The organism is uncultured Nisaea sp., assembly GCF_963974195.1.
In the GTDB taxonomy this organism is placed as follows: domain Bacteria; phylum Pseudomonadota; class Alphaproteobacteria; order Thalassobaculales; family Thalassobaculaceae; genus Nisaea.
Map to the genome: position 1 here is coordinate 1 of NZ_CAXBDC010000098.1, position 16870 is coordinate 16870.

The window sequence follows — 16870 nt, forward strand, 5'->3', positions numbered from 1 at the left end:
CATTCTTTATCAAAGCGCCACCGAAGCGCCCGGCCTGGCCTGAATTGACATTTAACTGTCGAGCAAGCGGAAACCCCATACAATCTTCCGCGGTTCACGTGTGCCGGAACCGCAGCGATTCACGAGGGATATTCGCAATGGCGCAGCCTGCGACCACCGATCACGCTAAACCCGACTTCTCCTCCGTCGCCAAGCCGGACGGCGCAACCGCCGTTCTGATGCTGGCGGATGGCACTCTGTTCTGGGGCCGAGGATTGGGTGCAGCCACAGCCCGCATCGGCGAAGTCTGCTTCAACACCTCGCTGACAGGCTACCAGGAGATCATGACCGATCCGTCCTATGCTGGTCAGATCATCACCTTTACATTCCCCCATATCGGCAATGTCGGCGCCAATTCAATGGATGTCGAGACGACCACGCCGGCCGCCCTCGGCCTGGTGCTGCGCGCCGATCTGACGGAACCTTCGAATTATCGCGCCGAACGGCATTTCGACGACTGGCTGAAAAGCTTCGACCTGCCGGGCATCAGCGGTGTCGACACGCGGCGCCTGACCCGGCGCATCCGCGACGGCGGCGCGCCCACCGGCTGCCTCGTGCATGCTCCGGACGGCGTGTTCGATCTGGATGCTCTCTGGCAGAAGACGCAGGACTGGCCGGGTCTCGAAGGCATGGATCTGGCGATCCAGGTTTCCTGCCGGCAGACCTATCAGTGGCGCGAAGGCACCTGGGCATTCGCCCGCGACGGCATCAATGGCGAAGACAGCTTCGAGGTAGAGCCCGAGATCAAACGCCATGTCGTGGCGATGGATTTCGGCGCCAAGCGGAACATCCTGCGCAACCTCTCCAGCCTCGGATGCAAGGTCACCGTGGTCCCGGCCAATGCGACGGCCGAAGAGATCATGGCGCATGAGCCGGACGGTATTTTCCTTGCCAATGGCCCGGGCGATCCGGCCGCGACCGGGAAATACGCGGTCGCCGAAATCAGCAAGCTGGTGGAGAGCGGCAAGCCGGTCTTCGGCATCTGCCTCGGCCACCAGATGCTGGCCCTGTCCCTCGGCGCCAAGACAGAGAAGATGCATCAGGGCCACCGTGGCGCGAACCATCCGGTGAAGGACCTGACCACCGGCAAGGTCGAGATCACCTCGCAGAACCATGGCTTCGTCATCAGCGAAGGCAGCCTGCCGGAGGGTGTGGAGATCACCCACCGCTCACTCTTTGACGGCACCATCGAGGGCATCCGCCTGACGGGCCGCCCGGTCTTCTCCGTACAACATCACCCCGAAGCCTCCCCCGGGCCGAAGGACAGCCATTATCTCTTCCAACGGTTTGTCGATCTGATCGACAAGGAAAGCTGAGCGGCGCCATGCCCAAACGTACAGATATCCAGTCCATCATGATCATCGGGGCCGGCCCGATCATCATCGGTCAGGCCTGCGAGTTCGACTATTCCGGCGCTCAGGCCTGCAAGGCCCTGAAGGAAGAGGGATACCGGGTCATCCTGGTAAACTCGAACCCGGCCACGATCATGACCGATCCGGGACTTGCCGACGCCACCTATATCGAGCCGATCACGCCCGAGATGGTCGCCCGCGTCATCGAGAAAGAGCGCCCGGACGCGCTGCTGCCGACCATGGGCGGACAGACCGCGCTGAACACGGCGATTGCGCTCTCCAAGGACGGCACGCTCGATAAATACGATGTCGAGCTGATCGGCGCCAAGCTGGAAGCCATCGAGAAGGCGGAAGACCGGCTGCTGTTCCGCGAGGCGATGGACAAGATCGGCCTCGATTCCCCGCGTTCCAGCCTCGTCCATACGGTCGAGGAAGCAATGGACGCGCTGTCCCATGTCGGCCTGCCGGCCATCATGCGCCCGTCCTTCACCCTTGGCGGCGAAGGCGGCGGCGTGGCCTACAATGTCGAGGAATACGAGCAGATCATCCGGAACGGCCTGCGCGCCTCCCCGGTCAGCTCCGTGCTGGTCGAGGAAAGTGTCCTCGGCTGGAAGGAGTACGAGATGGAAGTTGTCCGCGACAAGGCGGACAATTGCATCATCATCTGCTCCATCGAAAACGTCGATCCGATGGGTGTCCATACCGGCGACAGCATCACTGTCGCCCCGGCCCTGACGCTGACCGACAAGGAATATCAGCGGATGCGCGACGCCTCCCTCGCGGTCCTGCGCGAGATCGGTGTCGAGACCGGCGGCTCCAACGTCCAGTTCGCGGTCAACCCGGAGAACGGACGGCTCATCGTCATCGAGATGAACCCGCGCGTTTCCCGCTCCTCCGCGCTGGCCTCCAAGGCAACGGGCTTCCCGATCGCGAAGATCGCGGCGAAGCTGGCCGTCGGCTATCTGCTGGACGAGCTCAGCAACGACATCACCGGCGGCGCGACCCCGGCGAGCTTCGAGCCGACCATCGATTATGTCGTCACCAAGATCCCGCGCTTCACTTTCGAGAAATTCCCGAACGCGGTGCCGCTGCTGAGCACGGCGATGAAGTCGGTCGGCGAGGCCATGTCGATCGGCCGGAGTTTCCCCGAGAGCCTGCAAAAAGCGCTGCGCTCCATGGAGACCGGCCTGACCGGTCTCAACGAAGTGGACATGCCGGGCATCGACAGTGACGGTGTTGGCCACGACCGGGTGCTGGCTGCCCTGAGCGAGCAGACGCCGGACCGGTTGCTACGTGTCGCCCAGGCCTTCCGGGTCGGCCTCTCGCTGCAGGAAATCCAGAATGCCTGCCACTTCGATCCGTGGTTCCTGCGTCATATCGAGGATATTGTCGCGGTCGAGGCGGAAGTCCGCGAAGCCGGTCTGCCGACCCAGGCGAAGGATTTCGCCCGTCTGAAGAAGATGGGCTTCTCCGACGCCCGGCTCGGCGAGCTGACCGGCACGGACGAGGCCGACGTTACCGCAGCCCGTCACGCGCTGAATATCCGCCCGGTCTACAAGCGCATCGACACCTGCGCCGGCGAATTCCCGTCGCCCACGCCCTACATGTATTCCTGTTACGAGAGCAACGGCTTCGAAGAACCGGAATGCGAGTCCGAGCCTACCGATGCGGAAAAGATCGTTATTCTCGGTGGCGGCCCGAACCGGATCGGTCAGGGCATCGAGTTCGACTATTGCTGCGTCCATGCTGCCTATGCGCTGTCCGAGGCCGGCTATGAGACCATCATGGTCAACTGCAACCCGGAAACCGTCTCGACCGACTACGACACCTCGGACCGGCTCTATTTCGAGCCGCTGACCGCCGAGGACGTGATCGAGCTGGTCCGCAAGGAGCAGTCCAACGGCACCGTGAAGGGCGTCATCGTACAGCTTGGCGGGCAGACACCGCTGAAGCTCTCCCAGGCGCTCGAGGATGCGGGCATTCCGATCCTCGGCACCTCACCGGACGCCATCGATCTTGCCGAGGACCGCAAGCGTTTCCAGGCACTGCTGAACGATCTTGGCCTGCGCCAGCCGGCGAACGGCACCGCCTTTACCGTCGAGGAAGCCGAGGCCATCGCCCGCGACATCGGCTATCCGGTTGTCATCCGCCCGTCCTACGTGCTGGGCGGCCGGGGCATGGAGATCGTGCACGAGCCGTCCCACCTCCGCCGCTACATGGAAAAAGCCGTCGTCGTCTCGGGCAAGAATCCGGTACTGGTCGACAGCTTCCTGCGCAGCGCCGTCGAGGTCGATGTGGATTGCCTCTCCGACGGCACTGATGTCTATATCGCCGGCATCATGGAGCATATCGAGGAAGCCGGGATCCATTCCGGTGACAGCGCCTGCTCCCTGCCGCCGCAGAGCCTGCCGGAAGCTGTAATCCAGGAAATCCGCAGGCAGTCGACACTTCTGGCCGAAGGTCTGAAGGTCGTCGGCCTGATGAACACCCAGTTCGCGGTCAAGGACGGCGAGGTCTTCATCCTCGAGGTCAATCCGCGGGCCAGCCGCACGGTGCCGTTCGTCGCCAAGGCGACCGGCGTGCCGATCGCCAAGATCGCCAGCCGCGTCATGGCAGGCGAGAAACTCGCCGACTTCCCGCTGCCGACGAAAATGCCGGACCATGTCGCGGTGAAGGAAGCTGTCTTCCCGTTCAACCGGTTCCCGGGCGTCGATGTCATCCTCGGCCCGGAAATGAAGTCGACCGGCGAAGTCATGGGCATCGACAAGGATTTCGGCCGCGCCTTCGCCAAGAGCCAGATGGCGGCGAGCACGCACCTGCCGGCATCCGGCACGGTGTTCGTCTCCGTCCGCGACGAAGACAAGGCGGAGATCATCAAGCTGTCCGCCGATCTTGTGAAAATGGGTTATCTGCTGCTGGCCACCGAAGGCACGGCGAATGCCCTGAAAGAAGCCGGCCTGCATGTCGACCGGACCAAGAAAGTCCTCGAGGGCCGTCCGCATATCGTCGACAACATGCTCTCCGGACACGTCGATCTGGTCTTCAACACGACCGGCGGGGCGCAGGCGATCTCGGACAGTTTCAGCTTGCGTCAGACCGCGCTGACCCACAATATTCCGTATTATACGACGGTTGAAGGTGCCCGGGCCGCTGTTCAGGCAATGAAAGCAATGCGGGCCGGTCGCCTTGAAGTGGCACCGTTGCAATCCTATCTAAGCGGATCGTTTTGACGGCCGGCGGTAGGACCGGACGCCACCGGTGACTCTTGCTTGGGAGAGCAGGTCGCCATTTTATGAGCTTATTGAGTGAGAATCCGAGGTCGGTTTAATGGAAAAAGTCCCGATGACGGCGCAGGGTTTTGATCGCCTCAAGACAGAGCTGAAGCAGCTTAAAACTGTGGAGCGCTATGAGATTATCAAGGCCATTTCGGAAGCGCGCGAACACGGCGATCTTTCAGAGAATGCCGAATATCATTCCGCGCGCGAGCGCCAGAGCTTCATCGAAGGCCGCATCCTCGAGCTTGAGGACGCGACCAGCCGCGCCGACGTCATCGACACAGCCAAGCTCGGCGGCGAAACGGTAACCTTCGGGACCATTATCAAGGTCGCGGATGAAGATACGGACGAAGAGCAAACCTTCACCATTGTCGGCCCCTACGAGACCGACATTTCGAAGGGCTTTATCTCGACCTCTTCCCCGATCGCCCGCGCGCTGATCGGCAAACGGGTCGGGGACAGCGCCGAGGTGGCAACACCGCGCGGTGCGAAAAGCTACGAGATCCTCAGCATCGCCGTGATGTAATTCCGGCACGGTACTGGAACGACATGAAAAGGGAGCCCGTTTCGGGCTCCCTTTTCTTTTTGCCAAACCGATTTGCTAATCCCCGTTGCAGACAACCGCGAACACACTACGATGAAAGATGAACTGTACTCGCGGAGGCAATAGAATGACCGAGACTTACCTGACCGGAATTTTGCTCGCCTATGGCGCGTTCGGCCTCGGCATATTGAGCCCCGGACCCAATATCCTCGCGGTGATCGGCACCTCGATGTCGACTGACAGAAAGTCCGGCATGGCGCTCGCTTTCGGGATTGCTTCCGGCTCGTTCCTCTGGGGGCTGATGACCCTGTTCGGCCTGACGGCCCTTATCGCTCTCTATGCGTCCCTGATGACCGGCATCAAGATCGCCGGCGCCGCCTATCTGCTCTGGCTGGCCTTCAAGGCCTTCCGCTCGGCCCTGTCGGCGAACGCCGTGACCGTCCGCGCCGTCGCGCATCAGAAATCGTCATTCGGCTATTTTCAGCGCGGGCTGCTGATCCAGATGACCAATCCGAAAGCGGCGCTGACCTGGATCGCCATCATGTCGCTTGCCATGGGTGCGGATGCCCCCTTCTGGGTCGGCGCCGTGGTCGTGGCCGGCACCTCCCTCCTCTCGGTGCTCGGCCATCTCGGCTATGCCCTTGCTTTCTCGACGGCACCGATGGTCGCCGCCTACGGCAAGGCGCGGCGCTGGATCGACGGCGCCCTCGGCTGCTTCTTCTGCTTCGCCAGCTACAAGCTGATCACCAGCCGGACCTGATATCCTAAAGCCGGCAGGACGGCATACGGGACGGCAGCGCGCTTGACAGGCCCTGCCGCCCTCGTCTATTTCAGACCTCAGCGCCGATTTGAGACTCAGATTGCGGGCGCTTTAAAAATGCGGCTAAAGAGGGATTTCGATCCGTCCGGCGCCGCCGCGACGGATTTTTTGTTTCAGGCCTGGTCCAGCTTATCGGACTCGCGGGATTTGAGGGCAGCTTGCATCCGCGTCACCAAGTGCTAAAGCGCCACGGGGCATGCTCCCGTGGGCCCGATCAGAGACCAAGGAGCAGACCCATGTCCGACAAGATCAACCCCGCCTTCACCGAAGCCGCCGACTGGAATCTGGAAACCCGCCTGGTACGCGGCGGCACCAACCGGTCCGAATTCGGCGAAACATCAGAAGCCCTGTTCCTCACCTCCGGCTATGTCTATGACAGTCCGGAATCGGCCGAGGCCCGCTTCAATGGCGAGGAAGACGGCTTCGTCTACTCCCGCTACGGCAACCCGACGGTCCAGATGTTCGAAGACCGGATGGCGCTGCTGGAGGATGCGGAGACCTGTTTCGCCACGGCAAGCGGCATGGCGGCGGTCTGGGCCGCCCTGATCTGCCAGCTCCAAAGCGGAGATCACGTGGTCGCGGCTCGCGCCCTGTTTGGCTCCTGCCATCACATCCTGACCAAAATCTTCCCGAAATACGGCATCGAGGCGACGCTGGTCGACGGCACCGACATCGGCCAGTGGAAAGATGCGGTCAAGCCGAACACCAAGGTGTTCTTCTTCGAAACCCCGTCCAACCCGACGCTTGAGATCATCGATATCCCGGCCGTCGTCGCCATCGCCAGACAGGCCGGTGCCCGGGTCGTCGTCGATAACGTCTTCTCCACCCCGATCCTGCAACAGCCGATCCGGCTCGGCGCCGATATCTCGGTCTATTCCGGCACCAAGCATATCGACGGTCAGGGCCGCACCCTCGGCGGCGCGGTGCTTTGCTCGAATGAATTCCGCAAGGATTACCTCGAACCCTTCATGCGTCATACCGGCGGCTGTCTCAGCCCGTTCAATGCCTGGGTCCTGCTGAAAGGCCTCGAGACCCTCGACCTCCGGGTCCGCCGTCAGTCCGAGAACGCACTGGCCATCGCCGAATTCCTGGAAAGCCATGCCGCCATTTCGCGGGTGATCTATCCGGGTCTCGCCTCCCATCCGCAGCATGCACTGGCGGCGAAACAAATGAGCGGTTTCGGCACGCTGGTTTCGTTCGACGTAAAGGGCGGCAAGGAGGCAGCCTTCAAACTGCTGAACGGCCTCAAGATCGTCGATATCTCGAATAATCTCGGCGACACCAAGAGCCTGATCACCCACCCCTACACGACCACGCATCGGGCGATGGAAGAGGCTGACCGTCAGGCACTCGGCATCGGCCAGGGACTGGTGCGGATCTCCGCCGGGATCGAAAACGGTGCGGATCTGATCGCGGATTTCAAGGCGGCACTCAGCGACCTTTGAGTGCCAGATACATTTTTTCAGCAACCATTGCATGGACTTTAACGGCAATTAGTTTACCATTTAGATAAAATTAAGAATGAAGTGAGCGCAATCAGGGGGCACGAAATGGCCCGTCCGGAACAGCCAGCCTTCAGCAAAAGCCCGTTCCTGTTCGCCGACAGGATCGCGCTTGAAGATTTGCCCGAGCGCTCACTCGTCCGGATGGCTCATAAATTCTGGCGGGGGCTGACTCCGGAGCCGGATCTTCCCGCCAGAAGCGACTTCGATGCATCGGACGTCCCCCGCAAGATCATGCCCTGGGTCTTTCTGCATGAGGTCGTGCGGCATGACGATGGCACCCTCGACTATCGCTGCAAGCTGATGGGCACAAGCACCGTCGCGATGATCGGTTTCGATCCGACCGGCCGCATGAATACGGAATTTTTCACAACACCGGCCCTCCGCTATCTCAACGACAGTCTCGACGCGGTCGTGCGTCAGGGCAGTCCTTCATTCTGGAAAGCCGGCGTACCGCACGCCCGTCTTGAAGCCGTTGCCGTCTGGCGGGGCATATTCCCGCTGGCAAGTGACAGAAAAACTGTCGATATGATCCTCGGCATCGGGGAGCCGCGCTATCTGGCGCAGGACAAGGAGTAACGCCGGAAAATAGACTTGCCCTGATTTTGGACTATCCTTGACTCAACCGTCCGCAAAAAACCGGAGAGCAATCAGGAGGGCAGCGATGGCCCATCCCGGTCACCATAGCCTTAAGCGACCTGAGTTTCTCTTCCTCAAGCGCGTGACGCTGGACGAAGTCCCCGAGGACTCGCTGACCAGAACCGCCTACCAGTTCTGGCGCGGACTGATCATGGAACCCGCCCTTCCGGCCCGGACCGATTTCAAGCCGGAGGCCGTCCCCAGAAAAGTCCTTCCCTGGGTGTTCCTGGTGGACGTGATCCGGGCACCGGACAGCACACTCGACTATCGGTACAGGTTGAACGGAACCAGCAATGTCTCCCTTGTCGGACGAGACCCCACAGGGAAGCTCGCTTCGGAGATATTTGCAAAAACCGAACGGCGCTTCATGCTCGACAGCTTCAACATGACCGTGCAGGAAAAAGCGCCCACTTTCTGGGTTGGCGCCGTGCCCCATGACAGGATCGACCAGATCAATATCTGGCGCGGACTGTTCCCTCTGGCGAGCGACCGGGAAAATATCGATCATATCCTCGGCATCGCCGTGCCCCGCCCAAACGAAACGGCAACATGACAACAGCCAGAAGCGATTATCAGATCCGTGCTGTGCAGCCTCTGGATGCTGGGCCATCACGGATCTGATGAATCCAATTATCGCGGACGGTGGGCTCACAGCCATCACCGGGATCATGACCATACCGGACCAGCAAAGCTTCATCCGGACACTACCCGCCCGTTCCGTCTATCTGGCAGCGACCGACGATACCTCCGGCGCCCTGCTTGGCATACAGGACTGCCTGCCCGATCCGGACCTCCCGGCACGATGCGATATCAGCACTTTCGTGAGCCTGAACCGGCCTCAACGCGGTGTCGGCAAATCCCTCTTCACTGAAATGCGGCAACGGCGGCAACGGCGGCAACGGCTGCAACGGCTGAACTTCCAAACAATCCGCCCTGTTATCCGGGAAGAGAACGCGGGTGCCCGGGCCTTCTATCGTGCCATCGGTTTTACGGAAGCTGAAATCGTAAACAGCAAGGTGAGCGCATACTGCACGCTGGATTAAGCTGTACTTTTGCGAGCATCAGCGGCTGCGCCGTTCCAGATGGCCTTCCAGCATGGCCCCCACCCGCGCCGCAGCCGCTTCGGCATCCTGTAACGGCTCATAAAGGAACGGCTCCACATACCCGTCGAACGGCCGTGTCAGCCCGCGCTTCCGCAAATTCTCGTGAAACACCGCAATCCGTCCGGCCGGAGCCAGCAGATCGGCGATATAGACGCCTTTCCCGGAAGAGCAGGCCTCCGAGACCATATTCACGGAATCGGACGTCACCACAATCGCATCCGCCGCGCCCATGAAGCCGAAATAGGGGTTTTCCCCCTCGCCATTCCAGAAACAGGCCGCCGCTTCTTCCTCTCCCAGCTCGGCAAGCGCCTGGACCAGACGCTCCGGTGTCCGCCGGGAGGCGGTGATCATCAGGCCGCATCCGCCGTCGATCAGCTTTTCCAGATGGCCGATAAACCGGTCCGCCAGCGCGTCCTCGACTTTTTGCCGCCGTGTCGCCCCGCCCACCGCGACCAGCACGCGCGGGCCGGGCAAAGGCAGAACAAGCCGGTCGAAGCGCTTCGCCTCGGCACGCAGGTCAAGGGATGCGAGGCCGTTCAGGGAGGCCGTGGTCACAATCACATTGCCGCCCCGCGCCGGATCGTGTTCCGGAACAATCAGGGCATCGAAATGCGTCGGGTCGATTCGCGGATCCTGGATCTGTACGGCAAAGCTGTGCCCGCCGGACCGCGCCTTCATCGAAAGCACCGCGCCCGCATTGCGGCGCCCGCACCCGATAACAAGATCCGGCCAGGGCGGCGTGAGTTGGTCGCCCCCCGCGCTCGGCGGGATCATCCGGCACCGTCCCCATGCCGGAAAGGCGCGCAGCAGCGGGGACGGGCGGATACGCTTGATCACGGGTTCAATGCCGAGCGCCCGTGCGAGCGCGATCGACTGCACCTCCATGCCCCGGGTTCCGTCACTGACGACCCAGGCCGACATATCCGCCGGCAAACCCATAAAATACTCCACCACAATATTTGCGCACGAATATGACAAGGAGGTGTAACAATCTTGCGCAAACGATCCGATTTGCTTTATTCTGCACTGCAATATCCGGCAAGGGAAACCTTCCGCTGCCGGCCAATCAATCGAACCAGGAGTCATCCGCCATGCGGCGCGTCAAACTCGACCGTATCGACCGGCGCATCCTTCGCGATCTGCAGGATAACGGGCGCATGACCAACGTGGATCTTGCGAATCGCGCCGGTATCTCGGCGCCGCCATGCCTGCGGCGCGTGCGTGCGCTCGAAGAGGCCGGTTTCATTCGCGGCTACCACGCGGACGTCAATCCGGAGGCGCTCGGCTACAAGGTCACGATCTTCGCTTTCGTCGGCCTGAACAGCCAGGCCGAGGACGATCTGGTCGCCTTCGAGGAAATGGTCGAGGACTGGCCCGAGGTGCGCGAGTGCCACATGCTGTCCGGGGAGACCGACTTCCTGCTGAAGGTGGTCGCCAAGGATTGGGACACCTTCCAGAAATTCCTGACCACCCGCCTCACCCCGGCACCGAACGTCTCCCACGTGAAGACCGCGCTGTCTTTCCGCACCCGCAAGCAATTGCCCGGCGTGCCGGTCGAGGTGGATGTCGAAGATGACGAGGATGACGACGTCGAGGACTGAACGCGCCCTAACCGCAGCCCGGCGATGCGGAAAATCACCCCCAGCAAACCACGTCAAACAACCGCACACTACCGATACACGAATAACCCTTAAAACTCATTAGTAAACCGCCCTCGACCGCCATTCACGGAGGCCGGGTGTTCCGCTTTCGGGCAACTTGGCCGGCTGTCAGATGCCGTCGACAGTGCGATCCTTCAATGAATTCGGCAGCACCTTAGTCACGCTCTGCACTTGAATTGGCGGCCCTCAAAACACTCAAGCCCGCACACTGTGAGCCCCCATAAAATCCCTAGTAAATTCGCATTTTCAACAAAATATTGCAGATGTTTTATTGCTATTTATAATTGATAATTGAGACCGACTTGATGCGAGGGAGCACTGGCAATGAGAAGTCCGAGCACCAATCGACTGGCGTTGGCTATTTGCTTCATTCTGGGCACAAGTTCCTGCAGTCCCGATTTCGCGACGAGCAATGGCTGGGTCGATAGTCGAGTCACCCTGGTTGGCGCAAACCCGGTTATTGAAACGGACAAGTTCGCGCCGATCGAACTGGCTGACCTGCTTGATCCCGACAACAAAGCCAACCGCGGAAAAGAGGGCGATGGCACCAATAAATCAGACTCGAGCAGGCTCGATCGTGCTTTCGCCGCGTTTTACAAGTATGGAAATCTAAGAGAGCGGCGGAACCGGGTTCAGGAGCGCATACTCGCTGCGGCGAATCAAAGATGCGAAATCTATAAGCGCTACATTCAACGCGTACGCAGCTCATCCAACTTCATTCTTGGTTCGGCAGCTACCGCCGCGGGTATTCTCGGCGGTCTATTTACGGCAACCGCGACCGCTCGTTCACTCTCCGCCGCCTCGGGAATTCTTAGCGGCACACGGGCTGAATATAATCAGGAAATGTTCCAGAATCTCGCAACGCAGGTGATCACTGCCGGTATCGACAAGCGTCGGCAGGATGTCTATCAACAGATAGTGACAAAGGGTCAGGCGTTCGATATCGAGAAATATTCGGTCGAAGCGGCAATCAAGGACACGATGACCTACGAGGACATGTGCTCCGCATATGCCGCGTTCGAGGAAGCAAACGATTCCATCAAAACGGTCACTGATCCAGGCATTGAAGCCGCAAATCGGGTCCTTGCCAAACTGGCCACGACCCGGAAGCTCATGGATATGGAGACAGATCCTCAAGAAGCGCAAACTCTCGTGCGCGAGTCGGCTCAACAGCTTCGCGCGGGAAAGCCCGAAATCGAAGGGCAATCACCGACTGCATCCGCAACCTACGCCTCCTCCGTTAAAGATGTCATCGAGGAGGCCGCACGAATATCCGTCGCATTAACCGATAAACGCCCCAAAACTAACCCCGATAATGCACTTAGTCTCTTCAGAACCGAAATTACATCGTACCAGGAAGAAGCATCAAAACAGCTTGATACATGTAAAGACCCTGCCTTCAACGCAGACAAAGCAGTCGCCGAACAGAATATTCGAATACAATCAAACACCGACAGCTCAACAAACGATTATCTTCGCAACAAAATGCTGGAATTAAAAGCTGAAGCGTTGCTCGTATCTCGAAAGATACAAACGATCTCCGACAGAATAACAAGCCAACTCAAAGCCGTTTCCGATACACTTGACGGTGTCGAATCTATCGGTGACGCTGTACTGGTAGCACAGACTGATTATCTGAAAACAATCAATCAAAATGGCGGCGTAGTCGCATTTGGAAAATGCTAACAGCTAATCGGAAAATCAACACCTAAAACACTTGCTATGACGAATCCGACGTCCCCCCCTATATTGAGCATGAGGATCGCGGAACGGGGGATGTTTTGCGCGTGCTGTTGCAAAGAGTGAGTGAAGCCGCCGTTCGGGTTGACGGCGGCACGGTTGGAGAAATCGGCCCCGGTCTGCTGGCGCTGGTCTGCGCTGTCGAGGGCGACGGGCAGGCCGAAGCCGAACGGTTGGCCGGCAAGACCGCGAAACTCCGGATTTTCCAGGACGAGGATGGCAAGATGAACCGTTCCGTCGTTGATATCGGCGGCAGCGTGCTGGTTGTCTCGCAATTCACCCTTGCCGCCGACACACGCAAGGGCAACAGGCCGAGCTTCATTGGTGCCGCCGCGCCGGAACTGGCGAATTCCCTCGTCGCGCATTTCGGTGCATGCCTGAAAGCAGCGGGGCTGCCGGTCGAAACCGGACGCTTCGGAGCAAACATGAAGGTTTCCCTGATCAATGACGGGCCGGTCACGATCTGGCTGGACAGCGCCGCATGATGAATTTCCGGACCATGGCCAGCCTTGCCGCCGTGCTCTTTCTTGTTACGGCTTGCAGCAACCAGCCACCACCGAGCGGATCGTTCCCGCCAAATCCGAAACGGGGCGACACCCTGCCGCTGACCCTGGTGGACACGGTGCCGACCGGTCAGCGCTGCACCATCACTGGCGGAAAAGCGCCGCCTCTCACCCTGACCACGCCACGGCTCGTCGCGCTCCATGAGTATGGCAGAAACCCGGTCATCGACTGTTTCGGAGATGGTTTTTTCCGGCAGCGCAAGGCCGTGCACACCAACAGGACCGACAAACTTGCCGAGCGCCTCGCCCTCACGGGTGCTGTCGATCCGGCTTTCGCGCCGTATCCGAAACCGGACGAAAGCGCGCCCCCCGGCGACTATCCGGCATGGGTTCGTATGCGGCTGCAACGCAACCTGTTTGATACAATCCCTGAACGTGACACATATTATGCTGCGGAAGCCCAATGGATCACCGACGCCTGGAACGAAATCGAGACGCGGCTTAAACAGGAATGCCAGAGCAAGCAGTCCAAGGCGCAGGGACTGATCCTGCTCGACCCGCAATGCAAGAAGGCATTCCGCATTGTCACCGACCGTCGGGCGGGGGATCGCGCCACGGTCGAAGTAAACCGGCGACAATCCACCATCCGATAAGACCGGCACTTGCCATGATTACTGCAGCGCGGCACTCTCGGCCTTCGTCGGCCCTGCGAGAGAACGATCGCGGAACGTACAGGAGAAACGCGAATGAAAATCGGCATCGCTAAAGAAAGGCGACCATACGAGGCGCGCGTCGCCGCATCGCCGGATACAATCAAGAAATACGTCGCCATGGGCTTCGATGTTGCCATCGAAAGTGGCGCGGGTCTGAGCGCGGCCTTCACGGACGCAGCTCTCGAGGCCGCAGGTGCGAAGATCGTCAAGACCGCGAAAGATGCGCTCGGCAGCGCGGATATCGTGCTCAAGGTCCGCAAACCCATCGGCCCCGGCGGCGAGGTTGCAAACGAAGCGGACGAGATCGCGCTGATGAAAAGCGGCGCGACCCTGATCTCGCTGATGGAGCCTTACAAGGACCGGGCGCTGATCGATGCGCTTGCGGCCAAGAAGATCACCACCTTCGCGCTGGAAATGGTCCCCCGGATCACCCGGGCGCAGAGCATGGACGTGCTCTCCAGCCAGGCAAACCTCGCCGGCTACAAATCCGTGCTGGATGCCTGCAACGAGTTCGGCCGCGCCTTCCCGATGATGATGACCGCTGCCGGCACCGTGCCGCCGGCCCGTGTTCTCGTCATGGGCGCCGGTGTTGCCGGTCTGCAGGCCATTGCCACCGCCAAGCGCCTTGGCGCCGTGGTCTCGGCGACTGACGTGCGTCCGGCCTCCAAGGAGCAGGTCGAAAGCCTCGGCGGCACCTTCGTCGCGGTCGAGGACGAGGAGTTCAAGGAAGCGGAAACCGCCGGCGGTTACGCCAAGGAAATGAGTGACGCCTACAAGAAGAAGCAGGCGGAGTTGATCGCGGAAACGCTGAAGAAGCAGGATATCGTCATCTGCACGGCGCTGATTCCCGGACGCCCGGCGCCGGTGCTCATCACCGAGGAGATGGTGAAAACGATGAAGCCGGGCTCGGTGATCGTCGATCTCGCCGTCGAGCAGGGCGGCAACTGTCCGCTCTCCGAATATGGCAAAGTGGTGCGCAAGCACGGCGTCGCCATTGTCGGCCATGCCAACGTGCCGAGCCGGATCGCCGTCGATGCCAGCGCGCTTTATGCCAAGAACGTGCTGAACTTCCTGACGCCGCTTTATGATGCCGAAGCCAAGAGCCTGAAGATCAATCTCGAGGACGAGATCGTGAAAGGCTCGCTGATTACCCAGGACGGCAAGGTCGTGCACCCGGCCGTTCAGGCGGTCGCGGCGGAAAAAACCACGGCGAAACCGGCGGCAAAGCCTGCCGCGAAAGCCGCCGCCAAGCCGCGCAAGGCCGCGGCACCGAAAACAGCCGCCAAACCAGCAGCGAAAACCGCCAAGGCGCCCGCAAAGCCGAAAGCCTCGACAGAGACTTCAGCGGCAGCGTCGGCGACAGCACCAGCAGCCGGTTCCGATAAAGAGGGGGATGCCTGACCATGGATGCCACCCAGATTGAACAGAAGGCGAAAGCCCTCGCCGAACAGGCCGCGAGCCTGGCCGGAGAAATGGCCCAGTTCGCAACGGATGCGGGCGGGGTCGCCCACCAGGTCGCAGAGGCCACCCATTCCGGCCCCTACAGCTTCATCTCGCTTTTCACGGTTTTCATCCTGGCCTGCTTCGTCGGCTATTACGTCGTCTGGCGGGTCACACCGGCGCTGCATTCGCCGCTGATGGGCGTGACCAACGCAATCTCCTCCGTGATCATCGTCGGCGCCCTGATCGCCGCCGGTCCGGCGGAAACGAACTTTTCCCAGATCATGGGCTTCTGTGCCGTGGTGCTGGCGTCGGTGAATATCTTCGGCGGCTTCATCGTCACGCAGCGCATGCTCTCCATGTTCAAGAAAAAGCGCTGAGGCGGGGGATATAGACATGACCGAGAATCTCTCCGCCGTCCTTTACCTGATCTCCAGCGTCTGCTTCATCATGGCGCTGAAGGGCCTCAGCTCGCCGGACAGTGCCCGACAGGGCAACATGTTCGGCATCGCGGGTATGGTAATTGCCATCCTGACCACCGTCGCCATGCCTGAAGTGATGAGCTACGGCACCATCCTCGCCGGCATCGTCATCGGTGGCTCCATCGGTGCCTTCATCGCCCGCAAGATCGAGATGACGGCTCTGCCGCAGCTCGTCGCGGCCTTCCACAGCCTGGTCGGTCTCGCCGCCTGTTTCGTCGCCGCGGCCGCATTCTTCCGGCCCGAGGCCTACGGTATCGGCACGCCCGGTAACATCGCCGTCGGCTCTCTGGTGGAAATGGCCGTCGGCCTCGCCATCGGTGCGGTGACCTTCACCGGCTCGATCATCGCCTTCGGCAAGCTGCAGGGCATCCTGTCCGGCGCACCCGTCACCTTCTCCGGCCAGCATCCGCTGAACGCGGCACTCGGCCTGCTTATGGTCGTGCTGGTTCTCTGGCTCTGTATCGACCAGAGCCCGGCCGCCTTCTGGGCCGTCTTCGTGCTCGCTCTGGTGCTGGGCATCCTGATCATCATCCCGATCGGCGGCGCCGACATGCCGGTCGTGATCTCGATGCTGAACTCCTATTCCGGCTGGGCCGCCTGCGGTATCGGCTTCACCCTCGGCAACTCGCTGCTGATCATCACGGGGGCGCTTGTCGGCTCCTCCGGCGCGATCCTCAGCTACATCATGTGCAAGGGCATGAACCGCTCCTTCTTCAGCGTGATCCTCGGCGGCTTCGGTGCCGACGGCGACACAGCGGCGGCGATGGGCGGTCCCGGTGGCGACAAGTCGGTGAAATCCGGCAGCGCCGACGATGCGGCCTTCATCATGGAGAACGCCTCCTCCGTCATCATCGTGCCGGGCTACGGCATGGCGGTGGCGCAGGCACAGCATGCCCTGCGGGAGCTGGGCGATATCCTGAAGGCAAAGGGCGTGAAAGTGCGCTACGCCATCCACCCGGTCGCGGGCCGCATGCCGGGGCACATGAACGTGCTGCTGGCGGAAGCCAACGTGCCCTATGAAGACGTGCTGGAACTGGAAGAGATCAACCGCGATTTC

16 protein-coding genes and 1 riboswitch are annotated in these 16870 nt (G+C 60.8%); of the genes, 15 read left to right on the forward strand and 1 reads right to left on the reverse strand.

The features are described 5' to 3' along the window. Positions 1-137 precede the first annotated feature (137 nt). The 8 genes from carA to AAC126_RS17850 all read left to right on the forward strand — a co-directional run bounded on the left by carA (position 138) and on the right by AAC126_RS17850 (position 9214). On the forward strand, positions 138-1355 hold the full coding sequence (gene carA, locus AAC126_RS17815) for a glutamine-hydrolyzing carbamoyl-phosphate synthase small subunit (RefSeq protein ID WP_339855813.1): 1218 nt from the start codon (positions 138-140) through the stop codon (positions 1353-1355). A gap of 8 nt (positions 1356-1363) precedes the next feature. Beyond that, a complete protein-coding gene (gene carB, locus AAC126_RS17820; RefSeq protein WP_339855815.1) occupies positions 1364-4621 on the forward strand; it encodes a carbamoyl-phosphate synthase large subunit in 3258 nt (1085 codons plus the stop codon). A gap of 97 nt (positions 4622-4718) precedes the next feature. Then, positions 4719-5192: a transcription elongation factor GreA gene (greA, locus tag AAC126_RS17825; protein WP_339855817.1), complete on the forward strand. Its 474-nt coding sequence runs from the start codon at positions 4719-4721 to the stop codon at positions 5190-5192. A gap of 145 nt (positions 5193-5337) precedes the next feature. Next, on the forward strand, positions 5338-5970 hold the full coding sequence (locus tag AAC126_RS17830) for a LysE family transporter (protein WP_339855819.1): 633 nt from the start codon (positions 5338-5340) through the stop codon (positions 5968-5970). A 70-nt stretch (positions 5971-6040) separates the two neighbouring features. Beyond that, positions 6041-6118: riboswitch (SAM riboswitch) on the forward strand. A 148-nt stretch (positions 6119-6266) separates the two neighbouring features. Next, the gene (gene metZ / locus AAC126_RS17835; RefSeq protein WP_339855821.1) at positions 6267-7475 is read left to right on the forward strand and encodes an O-succinylhomoserine sulfhydrylase; all 1209 of its coding nucleotides are present in this window, start codon (positions 6267-6269) and stop codon (positions 7473-7475) included. A gap of 105 nt (positions 7476-7580) precedes the next feature. After that, positions 7581-8111: a PAS domain-containing protein gene (locus tag AAC126_RS17840; RefSeq protein ID WP_339855823.1), complete on the forward strand. Its 531-nt coding sequence runs from the start codon at positions 7581-7583 to the stop codon at positions 8109-8111. 85 nt (positions 8112-8196) lie between these two features. Continuing rightward, positions 8197-8724, forward strand: a complete 528-nt coding sequence (locus AAC126_RS17845; RefSeq protein ID WP_339855824.1) for a PAS domain-containing protein — start codon at positions 8197-8199, stop codon at positions 8722-8724. 67 nt (positions 8725-8791) lie between these two features. After that, positions 8792-9214 carry a hypothetical protein gene (locus tag AAC126_RS17850; protein WP_339855825.1) on the forward strand — a complete coding sequence of 141 codons (423 nt, stop codon included), beginning with the start codon at positions 8792-8794 and terminating at the stop codon, positions 9212-9214. An 18-nt stretch (positions 9215-9232) separates the two neighbouring features. Here the strand turns inward: AAC126_RS17850 and AAC126_RS17855 are convergent, their stop codons facing one another. Then, on the reverse strand, positions 9233-10213 hold the full coding sequence (locus tag AAC126_RS17855) for a mitochondrial fission ELM1 family protein (protein WP_339855826.1): 981 nt from the start codon (positions 10211-10213) through the stop codon (positions 9233-9235). Between the two features lie 152 nt (positions 10214-10365). Here AAC126_RS17855 and AAC126_RS17860 point away from each other — a divergent pair, with 152 nt between their 5' ends. From AAC126_RS17860 to AAC126_RS17890, 7 genes are all read left to right on the forward strand, one after another. Beyond that, a complete protein-coding gene (locus AAC126_RS17860) occupies positions 10366-10875 on the forward strand; it encodes an Lrp/AsnC family transcriptional regulator (protein ID WP_339855828.1) in 510 nt (169 codons plus the stop codon). A 384-nt stretch (positions 10876-11259) separates the two neighbouring features. Then, positions 11260-12621: a hypothetical protein gene (locus tag AAC126_RS17865; RefSeq protein WP_339855830.1), complete on the forward strand. Its 1362-nt coding sequence runs from the start codon at positions 11260-11262 to the stop codon at positions 12619-12621. A gap of 101 nt (positions 12622-12722) precedes the next feature. Then, a complete protein-coding gene (gene dtd, locus AAC126_RS17870) occupies positions 12723-13160 on the forward strand; it encodes a D-aminoacyl-tRNA deacylase (RefSeq protein WP_339855832.1) in 438 nt (145 codons plus the stop codon). Then, a complete protein-coding gene (locus AAC126_RS17875; protein WP_339855834.1) occupies positions 13157-13831 on the forward strand; it encodes a hypothetical protein in 675 nt (224 codons plus the stop codon). Before dtd ends, AAC126_RS17875 begins: the two co-directional genes overlap by 4 nt. Before the next feature lie 93 nt (positions 13832-13924). Then, positions 13925-15292: a Re/Si-specific NAD(P)(+) transhydrogenase subunit alpha gene (locus AAC126_RS17880; RefSeq protein ID WP_339855836.1), complete on the forward strand. Its 1368-nt coding sequence runs from the start codon at positions 13925-13927 to the stop codon at positions 15290-15292. A 2-nt stretch (positions 15293-15294) separates the two neighbouring features. Then, positions 15295-15711: an NAD(P) transhydrogenase subunit alpha gene (locus AAC126_RS17885; RefSeq protein ID WP_339855838.1), complete on the forward strand. Its 417-nt coding sequence runs from the start codon at positions 15295-15297 to the stop codon at positions 15709-15711. 16 nt (positions 15712-15727) lie between these two features. Beyond that, a partial coding sequence (locus tag AAC126_RS17890; protein ID WP_339855839.1) for an NAD(P)(+) transhydrogenase (Re/Si-specific) subunit beta occupies positions 15728-16870 on the forward strand: 1143 nt, incomplete at its 3' end.